The 24,767-nt window shown below is 48.4% G+C and carries 20 protein-coding genes; 19 read left to right on the top strand and 1 reads right to left on the bottom strand.

Going from position 1 to position 24,767, the window contains the following annotated elements; translation table 11 throughout:
* Positions 1–19 precede the first annotated feature (19 nt).
* The 15 genes from AC50Y5_RS19680 (at position 20) to AC50Y5_RS19610 (ending at position 17,402) form a co-directional block, all read left to right on the top strand.
* Positions 20–1,156: a glycosyltransferase family 4 protein gene (locus AC50Y5_RS19680; protein ID WP_056041302.1), complete on the top strand. Its 1,137-nt coding sequence runs from the start codon at positions 20–22 to the stop codon at positions 1,154–1,156.
* Between the two features lie 3 nt (positions 1,157–1,159).
* The gene (locus AC50Y5_RS19675; protein WP_494863126.1) at positions 1,160–2,329 is read left to right on the top strand and encodes a glycosyltransferase family 4 protein; all 1,170 of its coding nucleotides are present in this window, start codon (positions 1,160–1,162) and stop codon (positions 2,327–2,329) included.
* Complete coding sequence (locus tag AC50Y5_RS19670) at positions 2,326–2,892, top strand: putative colanic acid biosynthesis acetyltransferase (protein ID WP_046233296.1); 567 nt, start codon at positions 2,326–2,328, stop codon at positions 2,890–2,892. Before AC50Y5_RS19675 ends, AC50Y5_RS19670 begins: the two co-directional genes overlap by 4 nt.
* Entirely contained in the window at positions 2,889–4,133 is a 1,245-nt protein-coding gene (locus AC50Y5_RS19665; protein WP_494863125.1) for a glycosyltransferase family 4 protein, read from the top strand. Before AC50Y5_RS19670 ends, AC50Y5_RS19665 begins: the two co-directional genes overlap by 4 nt.
* 18 nt (positions 4,134–4,151) lie before the next feature.
* The gene (locus AC50Y5_RS19660) at positions 4,152–5,552 is read left to right on the top strand and encodes a sugar phosphate nucleotidyltransferase (protein WP_494863513.1); all 1,401 of its coding nucleotides are present in this window, start codon (positions 4,152–4,154) and stop codon (positions 5,550–5,552) included.
* A 2-nt stretch (positions 5,553–5,554) separates the two neighbouring features.
* The gene (locus AC50Y5_RS19655; protein ID WP_494863123.1) at positions 5,555–6,745 is read left to right on the top strand and encodes a hypothetical protein; all 1,191 of its coding nucleotides are present in this window, start codon (positions 5,555–5,557) and stop codon (positions 6,743–6,745) included.
* A 73-nt stretch (positions 6,746–6,818) separates the two neighbouring features.
* Positions 6,819–8,156: a UDP-glucose dehydrogenase family protein gene (locus AC50Y5_RS19650; RefSeq protein ID WP_494863121.1), complete on the top strand. Its 1,338-nt coding sequence runs from the start codon at positions 6,819–6,821 to the stop codon at positions 8,154–8,156.
* Between the two features lie 114 nt (positions 8,157–8,270).
* Positions 8,271–10,226 carry an asparagine synthase-related protein gene (locus AC50Y5_RS19645; protein ID WP_494863119.1) on the top strand — a complete coding sequence of 652 codons (1,956 nt, stop codon included), beginning with the start codon at positions 8,271–8,273 and terminating at the stop codon, positions 10,224–10,226.
* Positions 10,227–10,228: 2 nt separating this feature from the next.
* Entirely contained in the window at positions 10,229–10,393 is a 165-nt protein-coding gene (locus tag AC50Y5_RS19640) for a paeninodin family lasso peptide (RefSeq protein WP_155973484.1), read from the top strand.
* Between the two features lie 223 nt (positions 10,394–10,616).
* Complete coding sequence (locus AC50Y5_RS19635; protein WP_494863117.1) at positions 10,617–11,567, top strand: aldolase; 951 nt, start codon at positions 10,617–10,619, stop codon at positions 11,565–11,567.
* Entirely contained in the window at positions 11,560–11,901 is a 342-nt protein-coding gene (locus AC50Y5_RS19630; protein ID WP_494863115.1) for a lasso peptide biosynthesis PqqD family chaperone, read from the top strand. Before AC50Y5_RS19635 ends, AC50Y5_RS19630 begins: the two co-directional genes overlap by 8 nt.
* A gap of 27 nt (positions 11,902–11,928) precedes the next feature.
* The gene (locus AC50Y5_RS19625) at positions 11,929–12,414 is read left to right on the top strand and encodes a lasso peptide biosynthesis B2 protein (RefSeq protein WP_494863511.1); all 486 of its coding nucleotides are present in this window, start codon (positions 11,929–11,931) and stop codon (positions 12,412–12,414) included.
* Positions 12,398–13,594 (top strand): nucleotidyltransferase domain-containing protein, encoded by a 1,197-nt coding sequence (locus tag AC50Y5_RS19620; RefSeq protein ID WP_494863113.1) that lies wholly within the window; start codon positions 12,398–12,400, stop codon positions 13,592–13,594. Before AC50Y5_RS19625 ends, AC50Y5_RS19620 begins: the two co-directional genes overlap by 17 nt.
* Positions 13,591–15,438 (top strand): ABC transporter ATP-binding protein, encoded by a 1,848-nt coding sequence (locus tag AC50Y5_RS19615; RefSeq protein WP_494863111.1) that lies wholly within the window; start codon positions 13,591–13,593, stop codon positions 15,436–15,438. The genes AC50Y5_RS19620 and AC50Y5_RS19615 overlap by 4 nt, the downstream gene beginning before the upstream one ends.
* Before the next feature lie 293 nt (positions 15,439–15,731).
* Positions 15,732–17,402, top strand: coding sequence for a hypothetical protein (locus AC50Y5_RS19610; RefSeq protein ID WP_056041325.1), 1,671 nt, complete (start codon positions 15,732–15,734; stop codon positions 17,400–17,402).
* A gap of 131 nt (positions 17,403–17,533) precedes the next feature.
* Here the strand turns inward: AC50Y5_RS19610 and AC50Y5_RS19605 are convergent, their stop codons facing one another.
* Positions 17,534–20,014 carry a right-handed parallel beta-helix repeat-containing protein gene (locus tag AC50Y5_RS19605; RefSeq protein WP_494863108.1) on the bottom strand — a complete coding sequence of 827 codons (2,481 nt, stop codon included), beginning with the start codon at positions 20,012–20,014 and terminating at the stop codon, positions 17,534–17,536.
* A gap of 512 nt (positions 20,015–20,526) precedes the next feature.
* Here AC50Y5_RS19605 and AC50Y5_RS19600 point away from each other — a divergent pair.
* The 4 genes from AC50Y5_RS19600 to AC50Y5_RS19585 are packed head-to-tail and all read left to right on the top strand — an operon-like array spanning position 20,527 to position 24,755.
* Positions 20,527–21,702: a P-loop NTPase family protein gene (locus AC50Y5_RS19600; protein ID WP_494863106.1), complete on the top strand. Its 1,176-nt coding sequence runs from the start codon at positions 20,527–20,529 to the stop codon at positions 21,700–21,702.
* Positions 21,689–23,041 carry a TadA family conjugal transfer-associated ATPase gene (locus AC50Y5_RS19595; RefSeq protein WP_081419070.1) on the top strand — a complete coding sequence of 451 codons (1,353 nt, stop codon included), beginning with the start codon at positions 21,689–21,691 and terminating at the stop codon, positions 23,039–23,041. Before AC50Y5_RS19600 ends, AC50Y5_RS19595 begins: the two co-directional genes overlap by 14 nt.
* Positions 22,926–23,876: a type II secretion system F family protein gene (locus AC50Y5_RS19590; RefSeq protein ID WP_494863509.1), complete on the top strand. Its 951-nt coding sequence runs from the start codon at positions 22,926–22,928 to the stop codon at positions 23,874–23,876. The genes AC50Y5_RS19595 and AC50Y5_RS19590 overlap by 116 nt, the downstream gene beginning before the upstream one ends.
* Before the next feature lie 12 nt (positions 23,877–23,888).
* Positions 23,889–24,755: a type II secretion system F family protein gene (locus AC50Y5_RS19585; RefSeq protein ID WP_494863104.1), complete on the top strand. Its 867-nt coding sequence runs from the start codon at positions 23,889–23,891 to the stop codon at positions 24,753–24,755.
* Positions 24,756–24,767 lie beyond the last annotated feature (12 nt).

Here is a 24,767-nt window from a genome sequence, read left to right as displayed (position 1 = left end):
AAATGATTGGAGCAAGCCTATGAACAAGGTACTTCTTCTAACCAATACGATTGCGCCCTATCGCATACCCGTATTAAACAAGCTGCATCATGATGACAATACGAGCCTGACGGTCTGGTATTTGGAGGAGAAGGAGCAGAATCGCAAGTGGGATATTGATTATGGCGAAATCGAATATGCATACAAATGTCTGCCGGGCGTGCATGCTTTTATTCAAAAACTGGATATGGGCGTTCATCTTAATCCCGGCATTTTTTTGCGGCTGATGAAGCATAATCCCGATGTGGTCATTACCTCAGGCTACGATTCGCTTGGTTATTGGTCGGCACTGCTGTACAGCAAGCTGTTTCGGAAAAAATTTATCATTTGGTGGGGGAGCACGCTGGAAAGCAGCCGGGTACAGAATAAACTGGTGAACACGGTGCGCAAAGTGTTTTTCAAGCTAACGGATTCCTTTATTACATACGGGACACAGTCAGCGGAATGCCTAGAGTATTACGGCGTCAGCAAGGATAAAATCGTCATTGGCTACAATACGGTGGACATTCGATTTTTCCATAAAAAATATACCGAGCATAAGCAGAGCAAGCAACGCAGCGATGAGGGGCCGATCAAGCTGCTTTTCATCGGACAATTGATTGAACGCAAAGGTCTCGCGCAAATTATTGACGCCATCCAGCAGACGCATAGCGATGCGGCCTGGCAGCTGACCATTGTCGGCTCCGGCCCGGATGAGCAGAAGCTTAAGGCACGTGTAGAGCAATATGGGCTAACGGGGCAGATTAGCTTCGAAGGCTATAAGCAGAAGAATGAGCTGATTGGGTATTTGGTGGAAGCGGATTGCCTGATTTTTCCTTCCTTAATCGAGGTGTGGGGTCTCGTCGTCAACGAGGCGTTAAGCACGAATACGTTTGTGCTGGCGTCCAAATACGCGGGAGCAACGAAGGATATTATCGTCGATAAGCAAAATGGCCTCATTATTGATCCGCTTGATCCGCAAAACTTAAAGGAATCGATGGACTGGGTGTTCGTGAACAAACGGTATATTCAGTCGAGCTGGAAGCTGAAGTTTGGACTTTGGCGCAAAATGCACCCGAATTATTATGCCAGAGCCGTAACATCTGCCGTAAACCGGGCTTTGTCAACGGAGGGATAGAAAGTGGAAAATATTCTTTATATTCAGCCGTATGCAAGCCATGTTGGAGGTGTGGATACGGTGCTGCTGCAGCTGGTTCAAGGTCTGGATCAGGCGAAATACAAGCCATATGTGGTGCTGCCGGAATGGAGCCCTTATGTGGAAAAATATGAGGCGAGCGGAGCAACGGTGCTGTTTGCAGCTCTTGCCGTCTTCGGCAAGCCGACCGATGCGCTTTATTATTTTCGCAATATGGTTAAATTGGTCAAATCGATGCGGGCACTTCGAAAAATCGTAAAGCAGTATCAAATTAAGCTTATTCATTCGCATAAAATGGAAGTCATTGGCGGCAATATTGTCGGTAAAATGCTCGGTATTCCGACGCTGCAAACCGTCCATGAGCTGCCAAGAACGCCGCTGATCGCCTATAAATTTGTCGGCTATTTGGACCATCTGTTTAATGATCGCATTATCGTCTTGTGCGAACGCAGCAAAATCATGTTTCAGTGGGGCGGCCATACGTCAAAGAAGCTGGTTAAAATTCATAATGGCATAGAGGTGATCGTGCCTTCCGCGACCAACGCGCCTAGTGAAACGGCCCATAGCTTGCTGCGTGAGGAGCTGAACCTGGCCGAGACAGACCGCATCGTCATTACGGTGGCAAGGCTGTCGCCGATGAAGGGCATTGAATATTTGCTCAAGGCTGCGCACTTGATGAAGAGGAAGAAAGTCGAGCAAAATCTGCATTTTGTCATCGTAGGCGATGTTGCCTTCGATACGGATCAGGAATACAAGCAAGGCTTGCTTGCCATGGCCCAGCAATATAAGCTCGACAATGTGCATTTCCTCGGCATGCGCAGGGATGTTGCCGATTTGCTGCAGCAGGCGGATTTATTCGTGCTGCCGTCGGTCTATGATATTTTTCCGACGGTGCTGCTGGAAGCGATGGCGGCTTCGCTTCCAATAGTAGCGAGCGATGTTGGCGGCGTGCCAGAAATGCTGAATGGGGCGAACGGCCTGCTCGTCCCGCCGCAGGATGAGCTGGCGCTTCAAAAGGCGATAACGAGCATTTTTGAACAAAATTACAAGCTGATGGGAGAAGAAGGCTATTCGCTGCTCCAGCAATCCTTCACCCGGGAGCAATATGTGAAACGAACGACGGAGGTTTATGAGGAGTTGTTGAAAATCGGATGAAAAATCTCATTCGCTTGGACCAGTATGAGCAGGCTGGTTATTCAAGGGGCAGAAGCGGCGCGTATGTTCTGTTATGGTGGCTCATTCAAGGCACGCTGTTCCGGTTTTCCCTGCACAATATGTATGCGTGGCGAAGCTTTCTGCTTCGTCTGTTTGGCGCGAATATCGGCAAGGACGTATTAATTCGATCAACGGCAAAGTTCACGTATCCTTGGAAGGTCAGCATTGGCGATTTTTCCTGGATCGGTGATCATGTCCAGTTTTATAGCTTGGATGAAATTGAAGTGGGCAGCCACTGCGTCATTTCACAAAATGCTTATTTATGCACAGGCAGCCATAAAATCAATGATCCAGCTTTTTCGCTGGAAGTCCGGCCGATTGTCATTAAAGATGGCGCTTGGGTGGCAAGCGATGTATTCGTTTATCCCGGGGTCATCCTGCATGAAATGGCCGTTGCGGCAGCAAGAAGCACGGTGTTGAAAAGCATCCCGGCCAATGAAATTCATGCCGGTTATCCGGCGCAATATTTAAGAGAGCGATTCGCGAAAGAGGTCATGGCATGAAGCCTAATATCGTATTCGTAATAAATTATTTTTATCCCGATTTCGCTTCGACTGGGCAGCTGCTGACGGAGCTGTGCTTATATTTGCAGGATGATTTCAACATTACGGTCATCGCGGCCCAGTCCGAGCAGGGCGAGAAGGAAGCGGAAGCAACGGGTGACAAACGGCGGGTCGTCTATGACCAGTTAGAGAGCATTCAAATTATTCGCATTCGTCTGCCTAAGGTAGATAAGCGTAACAAGCTGAGTAGGCTGCGTTATATCGCATCCTACTTTTTTCATGCCAATATTCAGCTGCTGAAGCAGAAAAAGGTTCATTTTATTTACACGATATCGCAGCCGCCGATTTTGGGCGGATTGATCGGAACCATTGGCAAGACGCTTAAGCGCTCCAAGCATATTTACAACATTCAGGATTTCAACCCTGAGCAGGCAGCAGCCGCAGGTTATATGAACAATAAAGCGGTGCTCGGGCTGGCGCGCTGGGTGGACACCCTGAACTGCAAATACGCCGATCATATCATTACGGTTGGCTATGACATGCAGGATACCCTTCTTAAACGCTTTGCCAGCCGGAGAGTGACGGACAATACGGTCATTAACAACTGGACGAATGAAGAGGAAATTATTCCGCTGTCCAAGGAGCATCCACAGGTTCAAGCGTTTCTTCGCGAGCATAATTGGCAAAATAAATTCGTTATTATGTATTCAGGAAATTTAGGCCTGTATTATGACTTGGAAAATCTGGTGGAGCTTGCGAGCCGGTTTCGGGATTACCCGGATGTTATTTTCGCCTTCATCGGCGAAGGCGCTGTAAAGAAGCAGATGCAGGATTATGTGCAGCGGGAGCGGCTCGCGAACGTAGTCTTTTTGCCTTTTCAACCAAAGGAGCAGCTCAGGTATTCGCTTAATGCGGCGGATGTGCATCTCGTCGTGAACCAGAAGGGCATCAAGGGCGTGTCGGTTCCGAGCAAAATTTATGGCGTCATGGCAGCAGGCAAGCCGGTTCTAGGTGTATTGGAGCAGGGCAGCGAGGCGTACCGGATTATTGAAGAGAGCGGCTGCGGGATCGTGGCGGAGCCTCAGCAGTATACGGATATTGCGCGAAAGCTGAATGCGATGATTGAGCTTGGCGGCGCGGAGCTGGAGGAGCTGGGGCTCAGTGGCCGGGATTATTTGGAGGCGCATTTGCGCAAGGAAATATCGCTTAATAAGTATCGCAAGCTGCTGCTTTCCATATAAGAAGGGGAGGAATCCATGATGAAGCTGGTATTATTGTCCGGAGGTTCAGGCAAGCGTCTATGGCCGTTATCGAATGATGCGAGATCGAAGCAGTTTCTGAAGGTGCTGGAAAATGAGAACTGTGAAATGGTTTCCATGGTGCAGCGTGTATGGGGCCAAATTAATGAAAATGGCTTGGGCGATTCCAGCTATATTGCGACGAGCCAGGCCCAAATCGAAATGATGCAGACCCAAATTTCACTGGACGTTCCGCTCATTATCGAGCCGGATCGGCGGGATACGTTCGCGGCCATATCGCTTGCCGCCACCTATCTATATTCCCATGCGGGAGTAGGGCTGGATGAGGCGGTGGCGATTTTGCCCGTTGATCCCTATGTGGAAAGCCATTTTTTTGAAGCGGTAAAGCAGCTGGAGGAGGTTCTGAACCGCTCCGATGCCGAGATTGCGCTCATTGGCGTGAAACCAACGTATCCGTCGTCCAAATACGGCTATATTATACCGGAAAAGGCGAGTTCAGCAGTGGCGGGTACGGTAATGGCAAGCAAGACAGACAGTGAATATGTTGCGGTCAGCCACTTCCGGGAAAAACCGACGGAGGAAATCGCTGAGCGGCTTATTGCAGAAAATGCCTTCTGGAATTGCGGCGTTTTTGCCTTCAAGCTGGGATATGTGATTGAGCTGCTGGCGAGCAGAGGGCTGCCGATTCAATATGAGGAGCTTGCAAAGCAATACCAGCTGCTGCCGAAAATCAGCTTTGATTATGAAGTGGTCGAGAAGGCGTCGAGCATCGTCGTTCTGCCTTATGAGGGCTACTGGAAAGACCTTGGCACGTGGAATACGCTGACCGAAGAAATGCAGAACAAGCAAATAGGCAGAGGCATCATCAGCGAGGATTGCATTAATACGCATCTTATTAATGAAATCGATATCCCCGTTTCCATTCTCGGCTTGTCAAATGTCGTAGTCGCGGTGAGTCCCGATGGCATATTGGTGACGGATAAAAGCGCGAGTCCGCGCATTAAAGATTTTATCAGCTCTGACCAGGGGCCGATGTATATCGAGCGCCAATGGGGCTGGATCAGAGTGCTTGATGACCGCACTTATGAGGATGGCCGCTGTGTATCTACGAAGCGCGTAGGCATTCAGCTGGGCAAAAACCTCAGCTATCGCCTGCATTCGGCGCGCGAGGAAGTATGGACCATCGTCAAAGGCAGCGGGGAGTTTATTCAAAATGGCAATTTTATGCGCGTCGGAGCTGGAAATGTGCTGCATATTCCGATGAAGATGCTTCACAGCATTCGTGCTTTAACGGAGCTTGAAATTATTGTCGTGCAAAGCGGCATAGCCGAGGAGCGCAATCAGGTTGTGGAAATTTATCATACCTGGGACGAAGTGTCCGAGCATTGCATTAAGGTATAACCATGCTTGGCGCTCGCGGCACGAACGGCCGTTTAACAACGCTTGGGTACTATATTTCAGATTATGGCTATGGCCATGCAACGCGCAGCATTGCGCTTATTCGAACGCTGCTGCTTTATTCGCCGCGGCGTTATCGGCTAATAATCTGCTCGGGAAAAACGCTTCCCTTTATTCAGGCTTCATTAGCAGAATACAGCGCTGAATATAGCCCGGAACGGATAGAGTTCCGCAGCTGTTCATCTGATCTTGGCTATGTGCTTGGCGGAGGAACAGGCTCGGTTGAGCCCGATCAAGAAAGGTTTAGGCTTGGTTACGCGCCATATATGGCGGCATTTTCAGCTGAGGTAAGGCGGGAAGCTGATTTTATGATGAGTGAACGGCTGGATATGGTCATTTCCGATATTTCTCCAATTCCGATTGCCGCAGCCGCGCTTGCGGGAGTAAAATCGGTGGGCATATCCAACTTCACCTGGCATACCGCATATGCGGCTTTTCTGGAGCAGGAGCAGCTGGCTCCGCTGCGCCAGGCTTATGAACAGCTGGACTATTTTATTCCGTTAGCGGGATCGGGCACGGAGGAACGGAAATGGGCAGCGGGAAGCGGGCTGGAAACAGGCTTTTATTGCCGAACGCCGCAAGCTGCTGAGGTGCAGCGGATCGTGCGGGAGCTGAATCCGGACGGCAGCAAAACGATCGTTTATTTTGCCCTAGGCATGGGAATAGAGACAGAAGCGCTAGACTCGCTTTCTCTGTGGAACGATCACTCCTGTGTATTTATCGTATCGGAAAATATGCGGGTGAATGGGCCGAATATTTTCCAAATTCCGCAAGGCTACACCGAATCGCAAAATTACGCGGCGGCGGCGGATCTCATCATTTCGAAGCCAGGCTGGGGTGTAGTCGGAGAGGCGGTCTCGCTCGGGAAGCCATTGATTGTGCTGGTCAGGACATCCATGACGGAGGATCGGAATACGATTCTAGCATTGCGGGGCAAGCACCCGCATATGCTGGTTACTTGGGAGGCACTAATAGAGCTGAACCTGCAGCAAAGCTTCTCGCAGCTTGCCATGGAAGGTTGGAGCCGGGGCGCTTCTATTGCCATGAATGAGCGGTGTAAATACCAGATTGTTCAATGGATAGAGCAGATTGCCGATGAAACGAATGCCAATCGTACCTATCGCACCTCGGTTTAGCATAGTGACAAAGTATATAAAACAGCAGTCTGCAATCAAGCGTGTGGGCTGCATATGGAGAGGAGTGGGCAGCATGAAGCTTGCTGTAATTGGAACGGGTTATGTGGGACTGGTATCGGGCGTATGCTTCTCGGAACTGGGCAACGATGTCATCTGCGTTGACCACCTGAAGGAGAAGGTTGCCTTGTTGAATAAAGGGGAGGTGCCGATTTATGAGCCGGGCTTGAAAGAGCTCATAGCGAGCAATAAATCGGAGGGACGCTTGCAATTTACTACGGATTTGCCAGAAGCGGTGAGGAAATCCGACATTATTATTATTGCGGTAGGGACGCCATCGCTCCCAAGCGGCAAAGCGAATTTGAACTACATTGAGCAGGCTGCACGCGAAATCGGCCTGGCGATGAATGGCTTTAAAATTATTGCGACCAAAAGCACGGTGCCAGTCGGCACGAATGAGCATATTCAGACGATTATAGCCAGCCAGACAGCTTTTCCGTTCGAGGTCGCTTCCGTCCCTGAATTTCTCCGGGAAGGCACAGCCGTTCAAGATACGCTGCACCCGGACCGCATTGTCATTGGCACATCAGGCGAGACGGCGCGCAAATATTTAACGGAGCTGCACAGGCCGCTCACCGAGCACATTATGAGCACCGATATTCGCAGCGCCGAAATGATTAAATATGCCTCCAACGCTTTCCTCGCTGCCAAAATTTCCTTCATTAATGAAATTGCCAACATTTGCGAGAAGGTAGGCGCAGATGTGACCGAGGTAGCGGAAGGAATGGGTTATGATCAGCGAATTGGTTCTTCATTCTTGAAAGCCGGAATAGGCTACGGGGGTTCCTGTTTCCCTAAGGATACGCAGGCGCTTATTCAAATTGCCGGGCAGATGGATTATGATTTCAAGCTGCTTAAATCGGTCGTAGATGTGAATCGCGACCAGCGCTTTAATGTCATTCGCAAGCTGGAAGCTTCGCTTGGCGATTTGACGGGCCGCACCATTGCGATTTGGGGCTTGGCATTCAAGCCGGAAACGGATGATGTGCGCGATGCCCCAGCCTTTGAAATTATTGATGCGCTGGTAAAGCGAGGCGCAAATGTCAAAGCCTACGATCCGATAGCGACGGCTAATTTTCGCCAGCAATTTGGCGAATCGGGCGTTGTATATTGCGCAGAGGCAGAGGAAGCGGCCATTCAGGCGGATGCTTTATGCATTTTGACCGAATGGAAGGAATTCCGCGATATTAAACCGGTAAGTATCCAATCCTGGCTGAGAACGCCTAATCTCATTGATGGCCGCAACATTTATAGTGAGCATGAACTAGCCAATACGCAGCTCATTTATTATTCGGTGGGCCGTCCCAATATGAACCATGGAGTAAAGGAACAAAAACCATTATTGTCGCTGTGAAAAATGGTGAAGCATAGGAAAAAAACGCACAATTATTTTAATAAAAATGATACAAAATGTATCTATATATGCTATAATAAATACAGTTAGTATCAAAAAGAAGAGAGGTACCGCATGAGCGCAATCGCCGCTATTTATCAGAATAAATCCGAAGCTCCCGTTTCTATAGAAGCGGGGTTGCGCCTAATGCAAGCCTTGCAAAAATATCCAGCGGATGCCGTCGATACTTGGCATGACGGCCGTGTTTTCCTAGGCTGCCATGCCCAGTGGATTACGCCTGAATCGGTCGGACAGCCGCAGCCCTTTCACGCAGCTGAGCTGGGACTAACGATTACAGCTGACGCCATGATCGATAATCGTCCATTTCTGTGGGAGCAGCTGCTCATCGATCGCGAGCGGCGAGCCCGCATGCCGGATAGCGAACTGATTATGCTGGCCTATGTCAAATGGGGAGAGGAAGCGCCGCGTTATTTAATAGGCGACTATGCCTTCATCATTTGGGATCAGCGCAAATCCCAGCTGTTCGGTGCGACCGATCTGTTCGGCAGCCGTACGCTGTATATCCACTCTGATGCTCAGCAAAGCTCCTTTTGCACCACTATTGCTCCCTTGCTTGCTGCCCATCATGTGGAGAAAAAGCTGAATGAAAGCTGGCTGGCCGATTATTTGGCGGTTGCTATAGTTCATGAGTCGAGCGACCTGTTCGCAACGCCCTATGAGCATATTCGCCAGGTGCCGCCGGGTCATGCTTTTCGCATAATGGACGGACAGCTCGATTTTTGGCAGCACAGCAAGATCGAGCCCCCAGAGCAGCTGCGGCTGAAGCGGCGTGAGGAGTATACGGAGGCTTTCCAGGAGGTTTTTCAGGAAGCGGTCAATGCCCGGATGAGGACGTTTCGGAAGGTAGGCGCAACGCTTAGCGGCGGCCTCGATTCGGGCTCGGTCGTCAGCTTCGCGGCAAAATCGTTGCAGGCGCAGCAAAAGCAGCTGCATACCTTCAGTTATGTGCCAGAGCCGGACTTTCAGGATTGGACGTCCAGGCGGCATATGGCAGACGAACGTCCCTTTATCCAGGAAACCGTAGGGTTTGTCGGCAATATTGCCGATCAATATTTGGATATGCAGGGCCGCAGTCCATTGTCGGAAGCGGATGAATGGCTGGAAATGCTGGAGATTCCCTTTAAATTTGTAGAAAATTCATTTTGGATTAAAGGGGTTTACGAGCAGTCGCATCAGCAGGGAATGGGCATTTTGCTCACGGGAGCAATGGGGAACCATTCGATCTCGTGGGGCCCTGCCATCGATTATTATTCCTTGCTTCTCAAGCGGCTGCAATGGCTGCGGCTGTACCGGGAAGTGACGATGTTCGGCAAGCGCAAGGCAGTCGGGCGCAAACGGATAATGTATTATGTTGGGAAAAACGCCTATCCGAAGCTGTTTCCTCAGGACCAGGATCATGGGGAGCAGGAGATGCCGCTCATGATCAATCCGGCTTTTGCCAAGCGGATGAACGTCTTTGCCAGATTGAAGGAGCGGCAGGCAGGAGCCGGCAGCGTTTTTGAAAAGGATGCGCTTAAAGCGCAGCCGGGGCCATTTCAGGATATGGCGATGACCAATATGAGCGGTACGCAGCGCACGAAGCTATCGCTCAATTACGCGCTATGGGAACGGGACCCGACCAGCGATCCGCGGGTTGTGAAGTTTTGCTTGTCTGTTCCGATTGAGCAATACGTTCATGATGGCTACGACCGTGCTTTAATCCGCGAGTCTACGGCGAGCTATTTGCCCGATCAAATTCGGCTAAACCAGCGGGTGCGAGGCATTCAAGCGGCAGATTGGGTTCACCGAATGACGCCGGTTTGGTCTGCATTTGTAGAGGAGCTGCGTCACAATTGCGAGGACCCGTATCTTGCGCAGTTTTTCAATGTAGAACAGATGAAGGCTTCGTTGGAACAGGTGGGCTTAGCACCAAAGCCGGAATACGCGGTTGATTTAAACAGCCGTTATTTATTGCATTGCTTGGTGGCCTGCCGATTTGTGCAGCAGTTTCATTTGAAAGGAGGTGAATAAACATGGAAAAACAACAATGGCAAGCTCCGGTTCTCGAAACGCTGCAAGTGAGCGAGACGATGGCTGGCGTAGGTACACGTTACATTGATTTTGTAAAAGCGGGGGACTTTGACGTCACTGATGACCCAACTCCGTTCCCTGTCGATCCAGGCACTTCCTTTTCCTAGAAATAAATCCATTATACTTATGCAGTAAAAGTGATCAACAAGGTCCTTATACAGCAGGAAATCCTTGTACAAGGACTTTGTTGATTTTGTTCAAAAATAGGAAAGTATAGGTTTCACCGCGAAACGATTGCTTTTGTGGCCAAAGGACGGCGACAGCCGTTTCACCTTGTTTTTGATTGATGGCTTGAAGCAACGCGATTTTATTCATATAAGGGTGAACGCGATGATATTAACGGGGAAAAAAGCAATCTACGACGCTTTCGGCCTCCGCATCAGGAGTGAAATCGAGCTTCCTGAGCTGCTTGCGTCGGTAAATTCGGAAGCGTTTGCAGATGTTGAAATAGAGCTAGCCAAGCCAGAATTTACGTGGCCGATTTTGGATCAAACGCAGGATCATTACGCTGTTCACGGCGCAAAATTATTTTTTTATATTCACGAGGTCGCAAGCTTCTGCATTCAAGAGGGCAAACGGATTATTGTGGCGCCATGCGAAAACATGGATGAGGGAAGGCTCCGGCTTTACCTGCTTGGAACATGCATAGGGGCTCTGCTCCTGCAAAGAAAGCAGCTTCCGCTGCATGGGAGCGCCATAGCCATAGACGGCAAGGCCTATGCCTTCGTAGGAGACTCTGGGGCAGGAAAGTCGACGCTGGCCGCAGCTTTTATAGACCGTGGCTATCCCTTGCTTAGTGATGATGTAATTGCCTTAAAGGAACCGGAGGCTGGCACAAATGGCGCGTCTATTATCATGCCCTCCTATCCGCAGCAAAAGCTGTGGCAGCAAAGCGTCGAGCAGCTTGGAAGAACGAGTCAGCTTTACAAGCCGCTGGCCTATTCCGTATCTAAATTCGCTGTTCCGTTATCTGCCAGCTTCCTATCCTCTCCACTTCCACTCGCCGCCGTATTTGAGCTTTCGCGCACAGAAGCAAATGCGGTATCGCTATCACAGCTGCATTCGCTAGCAAAGCTGCCTGTATTGCTGAACCACACCTTCCGACATTTTCTAATCGCACCTTTAAAGCTTCAAAATTGGCATTTTTCTGCCACTGTTCGGCTTGCAGCAACCGTGCAGGCTTATCAATTGCAGCGTCCCGCAGAAGGGGCATTTTCCGCTTATGAAATGGTTGATCTAATACTGGCAGCGACTCAGAAAGGACGTGAGGCAAATGTCTAAACAAGCTAGACCGCTTCTGCAGCCTGAACAGGTTATCCAGCGGACAGAAGGTCATTTGGCTACTGATATGGATGGCGATAAAGTGCTGTTAAGTCTGTCTTCGGGCAAATATTATAACATGGGCAAGCTGGGCGGCATCATTTGGGAGCGGACGGCGACACCCGTGACACGCCGCGACATTGTTGCCCAATTGCTCAAAGAGTATGAAGTGGAGCCAGCGGCATGCGACCAGCAGGTGGCGGACTTTTTACAGGACCTGTACGCGGAAGGGCTGCTTGAGCCTGTCTCATATGCAGGCGCACAGGGTGGCGGAGCAGGGGATACGGCAGGCTAGCGAATAGTTCAAGGAAAGGGCGGTTCGATCGTTTTGCTTAAAAAATGGAGCCATTTCATCGCGCTTCCGCTTCGCAGCAAGCTGCTTCTGTTCGAAGCCTATATGCTGCTTGCCTGGGCGCGCCTTCTCAAACTGATTCCTTTCGCTAAAGTTGCCCCTACGCTAGGTGTTCCGATGAAGGAGACGCCCTATGAGCGGGTTGTGGAGCATGAGCAGATGCTCGGTGAGGTGGCGAAAGCGATACGGCAGATGAGCCGCTATACTTGGTGGGAAAGCGAATGTCTCGTTAAGGGAATCGCCGCGATGAAGCTGCTGAAACGCAGAAAAATAGCGAGCACGCTCTATTTGGGCACAGCCAAGGACGCATCAGGCAAACTAATTGCCCATGCTTGGCTTCGCAGCGGCCCCTACTACATAACGGGCGTGGAGGAAATGGGACGTTTCACCGTCGTTGGCTTGTTTGGTAATCAGATTAAGCGGGAGAAGGAGCATCGCTATGGACAAAACGTATGAATGGGAAGTGGCTAACCTTCCGCTTGAATTGCAATTTATTCTTGAGTGCTTGCAGCCGAATGCCGATTCGGAAGTCATTGGCCGCCGCTGGGCTGGCAGCAGGCTGAATGGAGAGAAGATTATCGACTTGGCACGACATCATCGCGTATATCCAAGCCTCTATTTAAAGCTGAAGCAGCTTGCGAAGCCGGTGCTGCCGAATTCGGTGCTGCAGACGCTCCAGCAGGATTATTACGCCAATACGCTGATGATGCTGAGGCTCAGCGCCGAGATGCAGCGAGTTGTAGCGGCTTTGGCAGAGCACGGCATCCGCTCCTTGCAATTGAAAGGGCCCGTTATTGCTCATGAGCTGTACGGCGATATTTCCCAGCGCACGAGCAAGGACTTGGATATTTTAGTACCCATAGAGGATGTTGACCGGGCTGAGGCGGTGCTTGAAGAGCTTGGTTATTATGATCGGGACCCAGCGCCGCGCTTGTTTAATGATTTAAAGTGGAAAACGCATCATAGCTGCTTTGAACATACGGCCAATCATACGCAAATTGAGCTGCACTGGCGACTAAGCCCCGATGCGGTGAAGGAAATATCCTTCGAGAAGCTTTGGGCGCAGCGCAGAATCTATGAGCAGACGGGGAGTCCGATCCCCTATTTGGGGCCGGAGCATCTGTTTCATTATCTCGTCAGCCATGGGGCAAGACATGGCTGGTTCCGGCTGCGCTGGCTGCATGATATTGCCCAGCTTGCTTCTGCCTGCGAGGACGGCGGCGAATCGCTGATGGAGGAAACGCGTAGAAACGGAGGGGCGGCGGTTGTAGGGCAGGCGCTTATTTTGGTGCGGGAGCTGCTTGGGGTGAAGCTTCCCCAAGAGCTGCTGCCGTTGGTCGACAGCCCGCTTGCGCATAGGCTCGTCCGCTGCATTTTTCCATTTATTCAGGAGACCGTTACGATCAGCCCGATTCCAGAGGAGAAAAAGATGGCGCTGCTTTATAAGCGTTATACGTATATGCTGCTGACAAGCCGGGAGAAGCTGACCCACTTCATTGGCAAGCTATATCCGAGTGCCTGGGATGCACAGACGTTGCCTTTGCCTAAGGGACTGCATTTTCTTTATTTTCCGCTGCGGCCGTTTCTGTATTTTTATCGAAGGCTCAAGCAGCCTCGCAAAAGGGTGAGCATATGAAACCAATTTTGCTATATATGAAGAAGCTGCATCAGTTTGCAGGGAAAAAGCTGTACCTGAACATGCTGGGCATCATGATTGTGAGTTCGCTTGAGGGCGTAGGGCTGCTCGTCTTAATACCGCTGCTGGGCATCATCGGTTTAATTAATGTTCAAAGCGTAAACCTGCCAGTCGTACCGCAAGTCAGCCACTGGCTTGGCGAGCTGCCGCAGGAGCTACTGCTTGTCGCTGTACTGGCTCTCTTCATTGGCATAAACGTCGGGCAGGGCCTGCTGCAAAGACAGCAGACGAATCAGGGCTTTGCCCTGCTTCAAAGCTTTGTAACGAAATTGCGGATGGATATTTATCAGGCGCTGCTGCAATCGAACTGGGCTTTTTTTCTCGGCAAGCGCAAGTCGGACTTCAATCATATTTTGTCTTCCGAGCTTTCCCGGGTTAATCAGGGCATGCAGCTCTCGCTGCGTTTAGTTACGACGGGGATTTTTACCCTTGTGCAAATCGGGCTGGCGTTTTATTTGTCGTATCAGCTAACGCTGCTTATTTTAGTTTGCGGCGGCCTGCTTAGCTTGTTCTCACGTAAGTATACGCGAGGGGCAAGGTCGCTTGGTACCCGGCTGACAGAGCTGTCACAGAGCTATGTGGCGGGCATAACGGATCATTTCAATGGCATTAAGGAGATCAAAAGCAATCGGCTGGAGGAAAGCCATCTGTCCTGGTTCAGCAAGCTGACGCAGCAAATGGAGCACAATAATGTGCAGTTTGTGAAGCTGCAATCCAATAGCCAGCTCATATTTAAAAGTATCTCAGCATTGATGATTGCGGGCTGCGTATTTTTATCGGTGCAGGTTCTGCAGGTTGGGGTAGCCCAGCTCACATTAATTGTGCTGATTTTTACAAGGCTGTGGCCGAAGCTGACGCTTATTCAAACCTCTATGGAGCAAATTGTGCTGACGCTCCCGGCGTTCAAGAGCTTGAATGACTTGATGAAGGAATGTGGCGTTGCCGAGGAGATGCAGCTGAATCAGTCTGCTGCGCGGACAGAACGAACAGATGAGCGGACAGAGCGCGCAGAGCGGACAGAGCCTGCTGTGCTGAAGCTTGCGCATGAGCTGGTCTGCCAGGATGTGTATTATCGCTATCGGGAGCAGGATGAGACGTATGCGCTGAAGCATATTAATTTGCGTATCCCGGCGAACAGCATGACGGCAATTGTCGGCAAGTCTGGGGCGGGAAAAAGCACGCTAATCGATACGTTGATCGGGCTGATCGTACCCCAGCACGGAGCGGTGCTGCTTGACGGTGCCCCGCTGGACGATAGCAATCGCTTTGCTTACCGCAGTGCGGTAAGCTATGTCTCGCAGGATCCGTTTCTTTTTAATGCCAGCATTCGTGAAAATTTAAAGCTCGTATTGCCGGAGGCAACGGAGGAGCAATTGTGGGAGGCGCTCGCTTTTTCGGCGTCTGATGCCTTCGTTCGCGCGCTGCCGCGGGGACTGGACACGATCGTGGGCGATCGCGGGGTACGGCTGTCTGGCGGTGAACGGCAGCGCATCGTATTGGCGCGGGCGATGCTCAGGCAGCCATCGATCCTTGTATTGGATGAGGCGACCAGTTCGCTCGACAGCGAAAATGAGCTAAAAATTCAGCAGGCGCTTGAGCAGCTGAAGGGCAAACTAACGATTATTGTCATTGCTCATCGTTTGTCTACGATTCGTGACGCCGATCAGGTTATCGTTTTGGAAGAGGGTAGGATCATCCAGCAAGGCGGCTATAATCAGCTTTATCGCGAGTCCAAGGGGACGTTCAGCAAGCTGCTGGAGTTTCAGGCGGGCGGGCCGGGATAAGCACCGGGATAGTAAAAAAAGCAAGAGAGTGCGGCGGAATTGCCTGTACTCTCTTGCTTTTTTTTAGTTTATAGAGATTATTTATGTACTAAAGCAGGAATGTATACTCATTGCAAAAGCTTAAACACACAATGGAGCCAAGAAGAATATTTTACTTGTATCAAAGCTTTTATCCTCCATTGATTGAAGTTCTTAATCATCTGTAAACAGGTTAATGAAATGAATTTTTAAATAATACTCTATTTAGATAAAGAGAGGAAGTAAAAATTTATAGTCAATAGGAGGAGAGGCATGTGGCATCTAATGAAACAGATAATCTCAAAATGAGCGTTAATGCTGGAGATGAAAGCTTGAAAATTATTGAAATACAAAATAATTTTCAGAAAATTGATAAGGAATTTGAAAGTCGTGGTTCCAATATAGAATGGTTTAGTGCTGATAATACCGGATTGACCAATTCGAATCAGGCATTTATTGATCTTGAAGCTTTCATTCAATCTCGCATTACAAATAATGTAAGTGAAATAACGAATCCACAGGGAAATACGGTTATTGATTTGCCTGCTGGCACCTATGTCGTTTCAAGCAGTAATCCGAAAATTTTGGGGAATTCCAATATAAAGAGGGCTCGTGGCTTAGCTTTCCGAGGCTCTGGAAGAGGAATTACAAGGATTTTATTTAAACCAAATTCAGGTACGAACGGATATTTGTTTTACAATAATGACAAATGGCTGCACATTCATTTTGAAGGGATTACATTTGTCGGTGATTACGAAAAACAAACCAATTTTATGTATTCGTATTCAAAAGGCGGGGCTCAAAACTATACGTTTGATAAATGCGATTTTATTAATTTTAATTATGGTTGGAAGCTAGAAGGGTTAAATACAAATAGTGAATTTACGTGGTTTCACTGTGGTTTTTATGGGAAATGGAATAAAACGATATTTTCGGAAAGTACAACAGCAAATGACCAATTCCTAAATTATAATTTTTTTGCTTGTCAATATGAGGCTTCTAGAGGAGATTTTCTGCATTTCGAAAAAGGTGGAAATATCAATATCTGGGGGGGAAGCTTCATAAACACGGATAGTAATGCTGGTAACACTACTTTTTTTAAATTGCTTGGAACTTCACATGTAAGCGGTGTACAGAGATTTTTATGTATAGGGGCTAGATTTGAAACAAAATATGGTTTAGCGAAGCTAATTGAATGTGAATGGGCTGATGGTGCTGTTTCATTCATAAGCTGCGATTGTGATTCTCAGCAATACAATGATGGGAGCCATCAGTGGGTTACCGCCTTATTTAAATCAACTAATGTGAAAATGCCCATTATTAAATTTGATGGCTGTACGCTTATGGGGCAACATCAATATTATTACACGGGTAATTCATGGGCATTCCCTCATAATATCATTTATGAGAATTGCCAGATTGCCAAGCATACTAGACCGAAGGATTTTATTTCGTATGTAAATACGAATTCGCTTGGGAATCTTGGAGGGCAACCCCAAATTAAATTTAGAAATTGTCGTGGTTTAAATGACAGCCCTAAAAATATATGGGAGTGTACGCTCGGATATGAGAGAGCAAATGTTGGAATTGTACAAAAGAAGATTGTATCTGTAAAGGGACCTAACGGGAGATTTCCTTATTTGGGGAATCAAAATTTAGAAATTATATTGCCTATTAATTCTATTATTACGCAAGTAAGGCTCTATTCCCCTGCCAACGCTGTAACGGAAGATACCCCTGCCACATTCACACTTAAAACCGCGGAAGCCAATCCAACTATATTAGCAGTAGCAGATGTAGCTCGTCATAAACTTGGTTTTAATGTTACGGCCGAGCTTTTTTTCGTATGTGATACCGATGAGAAATGCAAAATTATCATTTCATCAAGCAATAGTGTTAAACAGTCGAATCCGTCTGCCCTATGTTTAATTGAATATATCGGATAACTGTAGGTTTGATAAATACTAATTTAGTTTTTATCTACTGACATCAAAAACCGTAAAAGGCCATAAGTAAATATGGTCTTTTACGGTGTAATTGTTTTTAACTATGTTTATCTAGCTGCAGTTTGAGAAAGCTATGGACATACAATTAGATTCGCAAATTGAGGAGGGCTAAGAGAAATCGGAACATCTATAGCATTAGAAGTGAAAATGCTGTCAAAAGTAACCTGGTTTATTAAATAGTTTACGGCAAGGACGTATTTAACACTTGTCCCAACCATTAAATATTGGCCTCTGCCAATATTCATTACACTTGAAACATTTGTAGCTACAGCTGAGTTATCAGAAACGGTACAAGTGATTGGTGTTGTAGGTGGGCTTCCATACATGCCACCCTGAATGCAAATTTTCTCATACACTTGACCGCTAACAATGGTTTTATTCTGAACACGATCATGCTGATTCCACACACGAGCCGTGTTTGCGGCATCTGGAGTAGCTGAATTGAATAAATTGGCAAGCTTTGGGCGATTATTAATACGGTCCCCTTCCCATACGGCACAGCGTCCGTGGAAGGAGGTGTCGCCATCAGGACTTACTGAATGAGTTTCTTTAACATCAACAAAATCATTGTTGCGGATTATAAGTGTCCCACCTCCTTTAAGTCCATTATCGATGCCGGTATAAGTGTTTCCACTTTTTAATTTGACGTAGTCGCTTGCCAGATTCCCCGGTCTAAGTTGGATTCCTTTAATGCACTGGTTAAAATAATTGTCTTCTATTGTTGAATAAGGCGTATTACGCATAGCAATAGCAAGAGTACAATTGTGAAACTGATTTGATTTTATTAATGTACCATTTACACGAAAGGTGTCCAGAAGGATGCCATAGGTTCCGCAATTTTTAAAAGTATTTCCTTCGATTATTGATTGTTCTACCTCGCTATGCTCTCTCGGGCTGCCTGCCCACTGAATCCCCGTTTGAAAATAATCGATGCGATTGCCTCTAATTTCTGCACTCAGTAACCATTCGCTGCTATCAACTATGATGGCTGCGCCTTGAGCAAGCGTGGGGAAGTTTACTTTTTCTCGAATAATATCATTATTAATGATCCGACAATTGGGAATTTTCACATGAATAGCCGCATCAATGGCTGTGTTATTTCTCCCAGGATTAACAATGCGATTATTGATAATATCTATGCCTATCTGATCCGATGGAAGCGCAGAATGTTTGGGTAGTCTAAACGGATTTATTCTTGTCACGATGGCCCCAACTGACGAGCCTCCAGGGTTGCTGGCGCCAGCAAGAGCCAGTCCTGCGCATTCAATATGGTTATTAGATACAACAATTCCATTCGTTTGTCTAATGTATATCCCTTGTTCCCATGCAACATAGAGGCGATTAGAGTCAATTTGAATATTGCCTCGAAAGGTTTCCGCATATCCAAGATCATCGTAACTGCCACGATATGCTTGAATAGAGCATTGCGCGCCTATAATAATATTATTTGAAATGATGCAAGGGTTCTCATCATAAGTTTGCGCAAGGGCGTCAATGCCTATATCAAGACCCATCGCTTCTATGTAATTATTGGATATAATAAAATTTTTGGATTTTTGCGGATCGGGTTGGTTACCCAAATGTCCAAATATAATGGCTCCTGTGTAACCATAATCGTTATAAGGTTGGTATGTTCCATCTAACATGGACGCAAGTGTTTTCCCAGTATCAGAAAAGAAAGAGTTGCCTACAATAGAGAAATTGCTGCAACCTCGATAAAGAATGGCTTGTGAGAACTTGCGGAAAACACAGTCTTTAATGGCCCAATCGTAGCTGCGATAGGCATCAATGCAGGAGTTGTTTCTTGAAGGAGCAAATCCGGAAGTAATTCCTTTAGCCAGTTTAGTGCCTAAATCAATGGCTTCAAACTCAATTCCTCTGATGGACCATGACTTTGTATTCTCTGGAGCGTATACGAGGCTGAATGAAGAACCGCTAGGATTTGCATTATCGATTCTTCTTATTTTTGATTTATAGCCAAACCAATGGGAGTTAGACTTCTTGACAATAGATGCACTGATAGCGAAAGTTCCTGAAAAAATAACTGTAGCACTGCCGATACTGGCTAAATCCTCTGCATGTTGGATAGCTAAATAATCATTGGTGATATTATCTGCTTTTGCACCAAACCATTGTGGGTAAATGTTATCAACTTTTAAGGAACCAGCGATTTTACCCGAATTTGTTAAATCGAAAATCCAGTCAAAGGCATTAGCGGTTACAATCCCATCAATGGTTAGCGTTATATTTCGATTAGGTCGGAATCTGGCATTTTGATCAAAAACAAGTCTTTTTGCAGTAGGGACTGTGAGGTTTGTATGGAGAGCATAAACGCCTTTGGGGATGAAAATGGTATCCGAGTTTTCTGCAATGGCATTTAGCAGAGCAGCAGAACTGTCAGTAGCCCCGGTAGGATCTGCTCCTTTCCATAATAAATTTATTCCACGCTGAGCAAACTCGCTGTCGATTAATGCAAAATTGTTATTCATTTCGCTTAGATTTAAAGTATCTGTTCCAATACAATCAGAAAAATTCAGGTGATTAGATGTCATAGGCTAATTTGTCTCCTTACTCATAATGGGAATGACATTGTCAAGCAGCCTAGGCAAGTTCACGAATGCAAGGTTGGATTAAAGGATGAGGTGATTACCTAGGAAAAGTAAGGCTCATCTGCAAATTAAATTAAGTATTATATTTCTATTTTATGAAAAAAATAAATACAAGTAAATCTTAGCATATTATAAGTTTAATAACTATAAAGGAACTAGGTAGCTGTTTTTGTAATCAGGATGATAGTGACTGAGAACAATAGACCTTCATGTTTGTCAGGCATCACTCATTCTCCTGTTTAGGATGCATGGTAATTTTATTTTACATATGAATCAGTCAGTGGAAAAAAGCAGTTGACAGTACATACTTAAACGTGATAAATTTTTCTCAATCTTAAATCGGATGACTACGGAAGCACCGTAAAGGATCGCAGGTAAACTGCGCCTTTACGGTGCTTTTTTGCGTTGTCTGAGCTCAGATTGCGGGTTGTAGCATTGCTTCGGAAGGAGGGTGAATGGTGCGTTATCAATTAGCTGTTGCAGTAAGTGAGCTGGAATATGCAATAAGGCTTGCAGAATATGTGAGGGATAGTCCCTTCGGCGAGCAGTGGCAGCTTACAGCTTTTACGAATCCAGCCTCTCTCATCCAGTTTCTCAAGGGAGGTTATGCCGTTGATTTGATTGCGGCCCAGCCTGCCATGCTGGCTGCTGCATCTCCACACCTGCCTGCTGGTGTGCCAGTGGCGGCATTCGTAGCTGCCAAGGGGCAATATGCCCAGTATGATGCGGAGCTGCTGCAATATCAGCCGCTCCCGGAGCTATTGCAGAGCTTGGTGGCTCTGCATGGCGCAGTCCGGTCGAGTGCAGTTCGTGCAAGCAGTGAGGGAAGCGCGTCAGTTATCGCTATCGGCTCGGCATCTGGGGGAGTTGGCAAGACTGCACTTGCGCTCAAGCTGGCGAATACAGCTGCCAAGCATGGCTGCCGCGTCTTTTATTTGACGCTGGAGCGCTGGAGCGCCCTTGAGGTGTGGCTGGGAGCGGGAGACCAGTTCGTGCTCCCCGAGGGAGAAGGCATGTCACAGCTGCTTTATCATCTGAAGGCTGAGCCAGATAAGGCTGGAGCGTGGCTTGCGCAGCATCGCAAGCGCCACTCGGCGCTGAAAGCCGATTTTATTTTGCCCTGCGATAATGAGGAGGATCGTTACAGCTTGCTGCCAGCGGATGCAGCGGCGATGGTGGAGCTGCTGCGAGCTTCAAGGCAATATGATCTCATTTTGATCGATTTGCAGGATGGGATGGGGGAGATCGAGCTGTCGATTTGGAGGGAAAGCAGCTTGGTTTTGTGGCTGGTTACCGATGACCCATCCATTCAGCGGAAGACAGAGCTGGCGTTTAGCTACGCCGAACGCAGGTGGAAAGAAGATTTTCAGTCGCTTAGCCGCCGTATCCGACTTGTTGTTAACCGCCGTATTGTACCAGCCGGAGGTGATGAAGCAGAGGGGAGGCCTCCAGATATGTTTACGATTAAGCTGCGAAATGGTAGCCGTTCGATTGCCGCAGCGCTGCCCGAAGCTGCCGAAGGGCGTCCATCGCCGGCGGCAGTTGCTGCATCGCCATTGTATAAAGCTGCCGTGGAGCGGTTGTTTCAGCAATTGGTAAGCGAGGGAGGTATCCGGATTGCTAACCGATGAGTTGGTGCTAGCATTAAGAAACCAGATTAGGTCGCAGCTTGATTTCAGCGGTGCTGTAACGGATGCAGAGCTGACGCGAAGCGTGGAGCAGACGGTATTTGACTATTGCAATAGCGGACATCCGCTTACGGCGGCGGAGAAGGTCCAGTTGGTACGCAGGCTGTTTCATTCCTTTCGAGGCTTGGACATATTGCAGCCGCTGATGGATGATCCGTCAGTTACTGAAATTATGATCAATCATCACGGCGAAATTTTTATTGAACGAAGCGGAACGATGACGCAGCTGCCAGCTGCCTTTGAAAGCAAGGAGCGGCTGGAGGACTTAATTCAGGCTGTCGTTGCAGGAGTCAATCGTGTAGTAAACGAGTCTTCTCCCATCGTGGATGCCCGTCTCAAGGATGGCTCTCGTGTCCACGTTGTACTGCCGCCTGTAGCTTTGCGCGGGCCAGCAATGACGATTCGCAAATTCCCTGAGCGCCCGATGACGATGGAACTGCTCGTTGCGGCGGGAGCTTTAACCGCAGAAGCAGCAAGCTTCCTGCAGCAGCTGACCGCAGCGCAATACAATATTTTTATTAGCGGAGGGACGGGGACGGGCAAGACAACCTTTCTGAATGCGTTGTCGCAGTTCATTCCTGCTGATGAGCGAGTTGTAACCATTGAAGATTCTGCTGAGCTGCAAATTCGCAGCGTTGCCAATCTGGTATCGCTGGAGACGCGCAATGCCAACACCGAGGGCAAAGGGGAAATTACGGTTCGCGATCTCATTCGCGCATCGCTGCGGATGCGTCCGAATCGAATTATCGTTGGCGAGGTAAGGGGAGCGGAAACGCTGGATATGCTGCAAGCGATGAATACCGGGCACTCGGGTATGTCAACAGGTCACAGCAACGGTGCGCGCGACATGATGGCAAGGCTCGAGACGATGGCGCTTGGGGCAGCTGATTTGCCCGTTCAAGTCATTCGGAAGCAAATCGTTTCTGCCCTGGATATTGTCATCCATCTATCGCGGTTTCGCGACCGTACGCGCCGTGTAACGGAAATAGCTGAAATTGCCGGCATAGATGGCGGGGAAATCGAGATTCGCCCCTTGTTCCGTTTTGAGGAGGAGGGCGAGAAAGACGGCAAGGTGCTAGGAGCTTTAAAGCGTACCGTCCATTCACTCCTTCACCGGGATAAGCTGCAAATGGCAGGTCTAACACTGGAGGGGGACCGTTATGGAGATACCGGGGAATGCCAGGAAAGACGAGAAAACCAAGAAAACCAAGAAAACCAAGAAAGCCGAGAAAGCCAAGAAAGCCAAGAATACAGGGAAGGTCGGGCAATCGCTGCTTACTAGAGTGCTTTTCTGGTGCGGTCTTGAGCTCGAAAGCGACAAAGGTGAGGAAGGGAACGGGAGTAATGCGAGCAGGCAGCCAGCCAAGACCGGATATTTAACAAATTATGATAGGTATGTGCTGTCTTATCGCGAGTTCGCAGTGGCAGCGATTATCGGTTATGCAGCTGTTTTTACAGCTCTGTATACGGTGTACCATTCCCTTCTGGTTTGTCTCATCGCTGCCGGATTGGGATTATGCGCACCACGTTATTACAAAGCTTCATTAATTTCGCGTCGCAAGGAGAGGCTGAAGCTGCAATTCAAGGAGGCGCTTTATTCGCTGACATCCTGTCTTGCAGCAGGAAGATCGGTGGAAAATGCCTTTATTGCGACGCTGGATGATTTAAAGCTGCTATATCCTGACCCAAGAACGGAGCTGCTGTTGGAGTTTCAAATCGTGAAGCACCGTCTTGAGCATGCGGAGCCGCTGGAGCAGGCACTACGGAGTTTAGCAGCCCGCTCCCATGTAGAGGATATCGTTCAATTCGTTGATGTATTTGCTGCCTGCAAGCGCTCGGGCGGCGATTTGGTAGAGGTGATGAAGCGTACGGCGCAGACGATTGGCGAAAAGCTGGAAATTCAGCAGGATATTATGGTGCTGCTGGCACAAAAACGCTTTGAGGCACGCATTATGATGGCGATTCCCTTTATATTTCTTGGGTTTCTGAACCTAATGGCTCCAGATTATATGGCGCCTCTATATGGAGGCAAGGGCTATCTGCTGCTGACGATTGGCCTTGGTGCATTGTTAGTATGCTTTTGGTTTATCCATAAAATAATGAGCATTCGAGTATAGGAGAGGGCGCAAATGATAGCAATTCCGATTGTGCTCATGGTGGCATGGCTATTTATTATCGGTGGGAAGCGACTCCGAATGATTCTGGCTGCATCCCGCCAACTAACACGCGAGCAGGATGCTTTAAAGCATTTGCTTTTCATTGAGCCGTTCAGCGAGCTAGTGGAAAGAAGCCGCTTGTATGAGTATATAGCCCTTTCACTTAGCAGCTATCACGCAAAGCTCGTTATTTTACGGGGAATCCGGTGGCAGCTGCAGCAGACGAAAGAACTGCTCAGCGGCGCTGCTGGTTACGGATATGCCGCCATGATAGGCTGCGCTTGGCTTGCTTGTGCAGCAGGCGAACCGCTGCTGCTGGCAATGGGTGCGCTGCTTGGATTGCTGCTGCCTGTGCGCCAGCTGCTGGAAGCAGGGAAGCTGATCAAGCAGCGCAAGCAGGAAATTATTTTGGAGCTGCCGGAAATGATCAGCAAGCTGATGCTTTTGGTTGGGGCAGGTGAAACCGCCTTGCAGGCGCTGGGGCGCTGTCTTGAAGGTAAGGATACTGCTCAGCATCCGCTGTATAAAGAATGGAACAAAGTCGTATATTCACTGCACAATGGCGAGTCGTTTAGTACGGCGGCGGAGAAATTCAATCGCAGCTGCGCGGTGCAGGAGGTTTCGATTTTTACGACGGTGCTGCTGCTGAATTATCGCCGGGGCGGGGAGCATTTTGTGCTGGCGCTGCGGGAGCTGTCTTATACGCTGTGGGAGAAGCGCAAGGCCGTTGCGCGAGCGCGCGGCGAGGAGGCATCCTCCAAGCTTGTTTTTCCGCTGGTTGGCATTTTGCTCGTGTTGATGGTTTTTATCGCTGCTCCTGCCATGCTGTTAATGTCGTAAGCCTTAACGGGG

The sequence above is a fragment of the Paenibacillus sp. JT22N7 genome, from assembly GCF_059383875.1.
Note: the sequence above shows the minus strand (reverse complement) of the source record. Positions and strands in the feature narration are given on the sequence as shown.

Coding starts and splice junctions, on each gene's coding strand:
- AC50Y5_RS19680 (WP_056041302.1), top strand. CDS start 20: ATGAACAAGGTACTTCTTCTAACCAATACGATTGCGCCCTATCGCATA.
- AC50Y5_RS19670 (WP_046233296.1), top strand. CDS start 2,326: ATGAAAAATCTCATTCGCTTGGACCAGTATGAGCAGGCTGGTTATTCA.
- AC50Y5_RS19665 (WP_494863125.1), top strand. CDS start 2,889: ATGAAGCCTAATATCGTATTCGTAATAAATTATTTTTATCCCGATTTC.
- AC50Y5_RS19660 (WP_494863513.1), top strand. CDS start 4,152: ATGAAGCTGGTATTATTGTCCGGAGGTTCAGGCAAGCGTCTATGGCCG.
- AC50Y5_RS19655 (WP_494863123.1), top strand. CDS start 5,555: ATGCTTGGCGCTCGCGGCACGAACGGCCGTTTAACAACGCTTGGGTAC.
- AC50Y5_RS19650 (WP_494863121.1), top strand. CDS start 6,819: ATGAAGCTTGCTGTAATTGGAACGGGTTATGTGGGACTGGTATCGGGC.
- AC50Y5_RS19645 (WP_494863119.1), top strand. CDS start 8,271: ATGAGCGCAATCGCCGCTATTTATCAGAATAAATCCGAAGCTCCCGTT.
- AC50Y5_RS19640 (WP_155973484.1), top strand. CDS start 10,229: ATGGAAAAACAACAATGGCAAGCTCCGGTTCTCGAAACGCTGCAAGTG.
- AC50Y5_RS19635 (WP_494863117.1), top strand. CDS start 10,617: ATGATATTAACGGGGAAAAAAGCAATCTACGACGCTTTCGGCCTCCGC.
- AC50Y5_RS19630 (WP_494863115.1), top strand. CDS start 11,560: ATGTCTAAACAAGCTAGACCGCTTCTGCAGCCTGAACAGGTTATCCAG.
- AC50Y5_RS19620 (WP_494863113.1), top strand. CDS start 12,398: ATGGACAAAACGTATGAATGGGAAGTGGCTAACCTTCCGCTTGAATTG.
- AC50Y5_RS19615 (WP_494863111.1), top strand. CDS start 13,591: ATGAAACCAATTTTGCTATATATGAAGAAGCTGCATCAGTTTGCAGGG.
- AC50Y5_RS19605 (WP_494863108.1), bottom strand. CDS start 20,014: ATGACATCTAATCACCTGAATTTTTCTGATTGTATTGGAACAGATACT.
- AC50Y5_RS19600 (WP_494863106.1), top strand. CDS start 20,527: ATGGTGCGTTATCAATTAGCTGTTGCAGTAAGTGAGCTGGAATATGCA.
- AC50Y5_RS19585 (WP_494863104.1), top strand. CDS start 23,889: ATGATAGCAATTCCGATTGTGCTCATGGTGGCATGGCTATTTATTATC.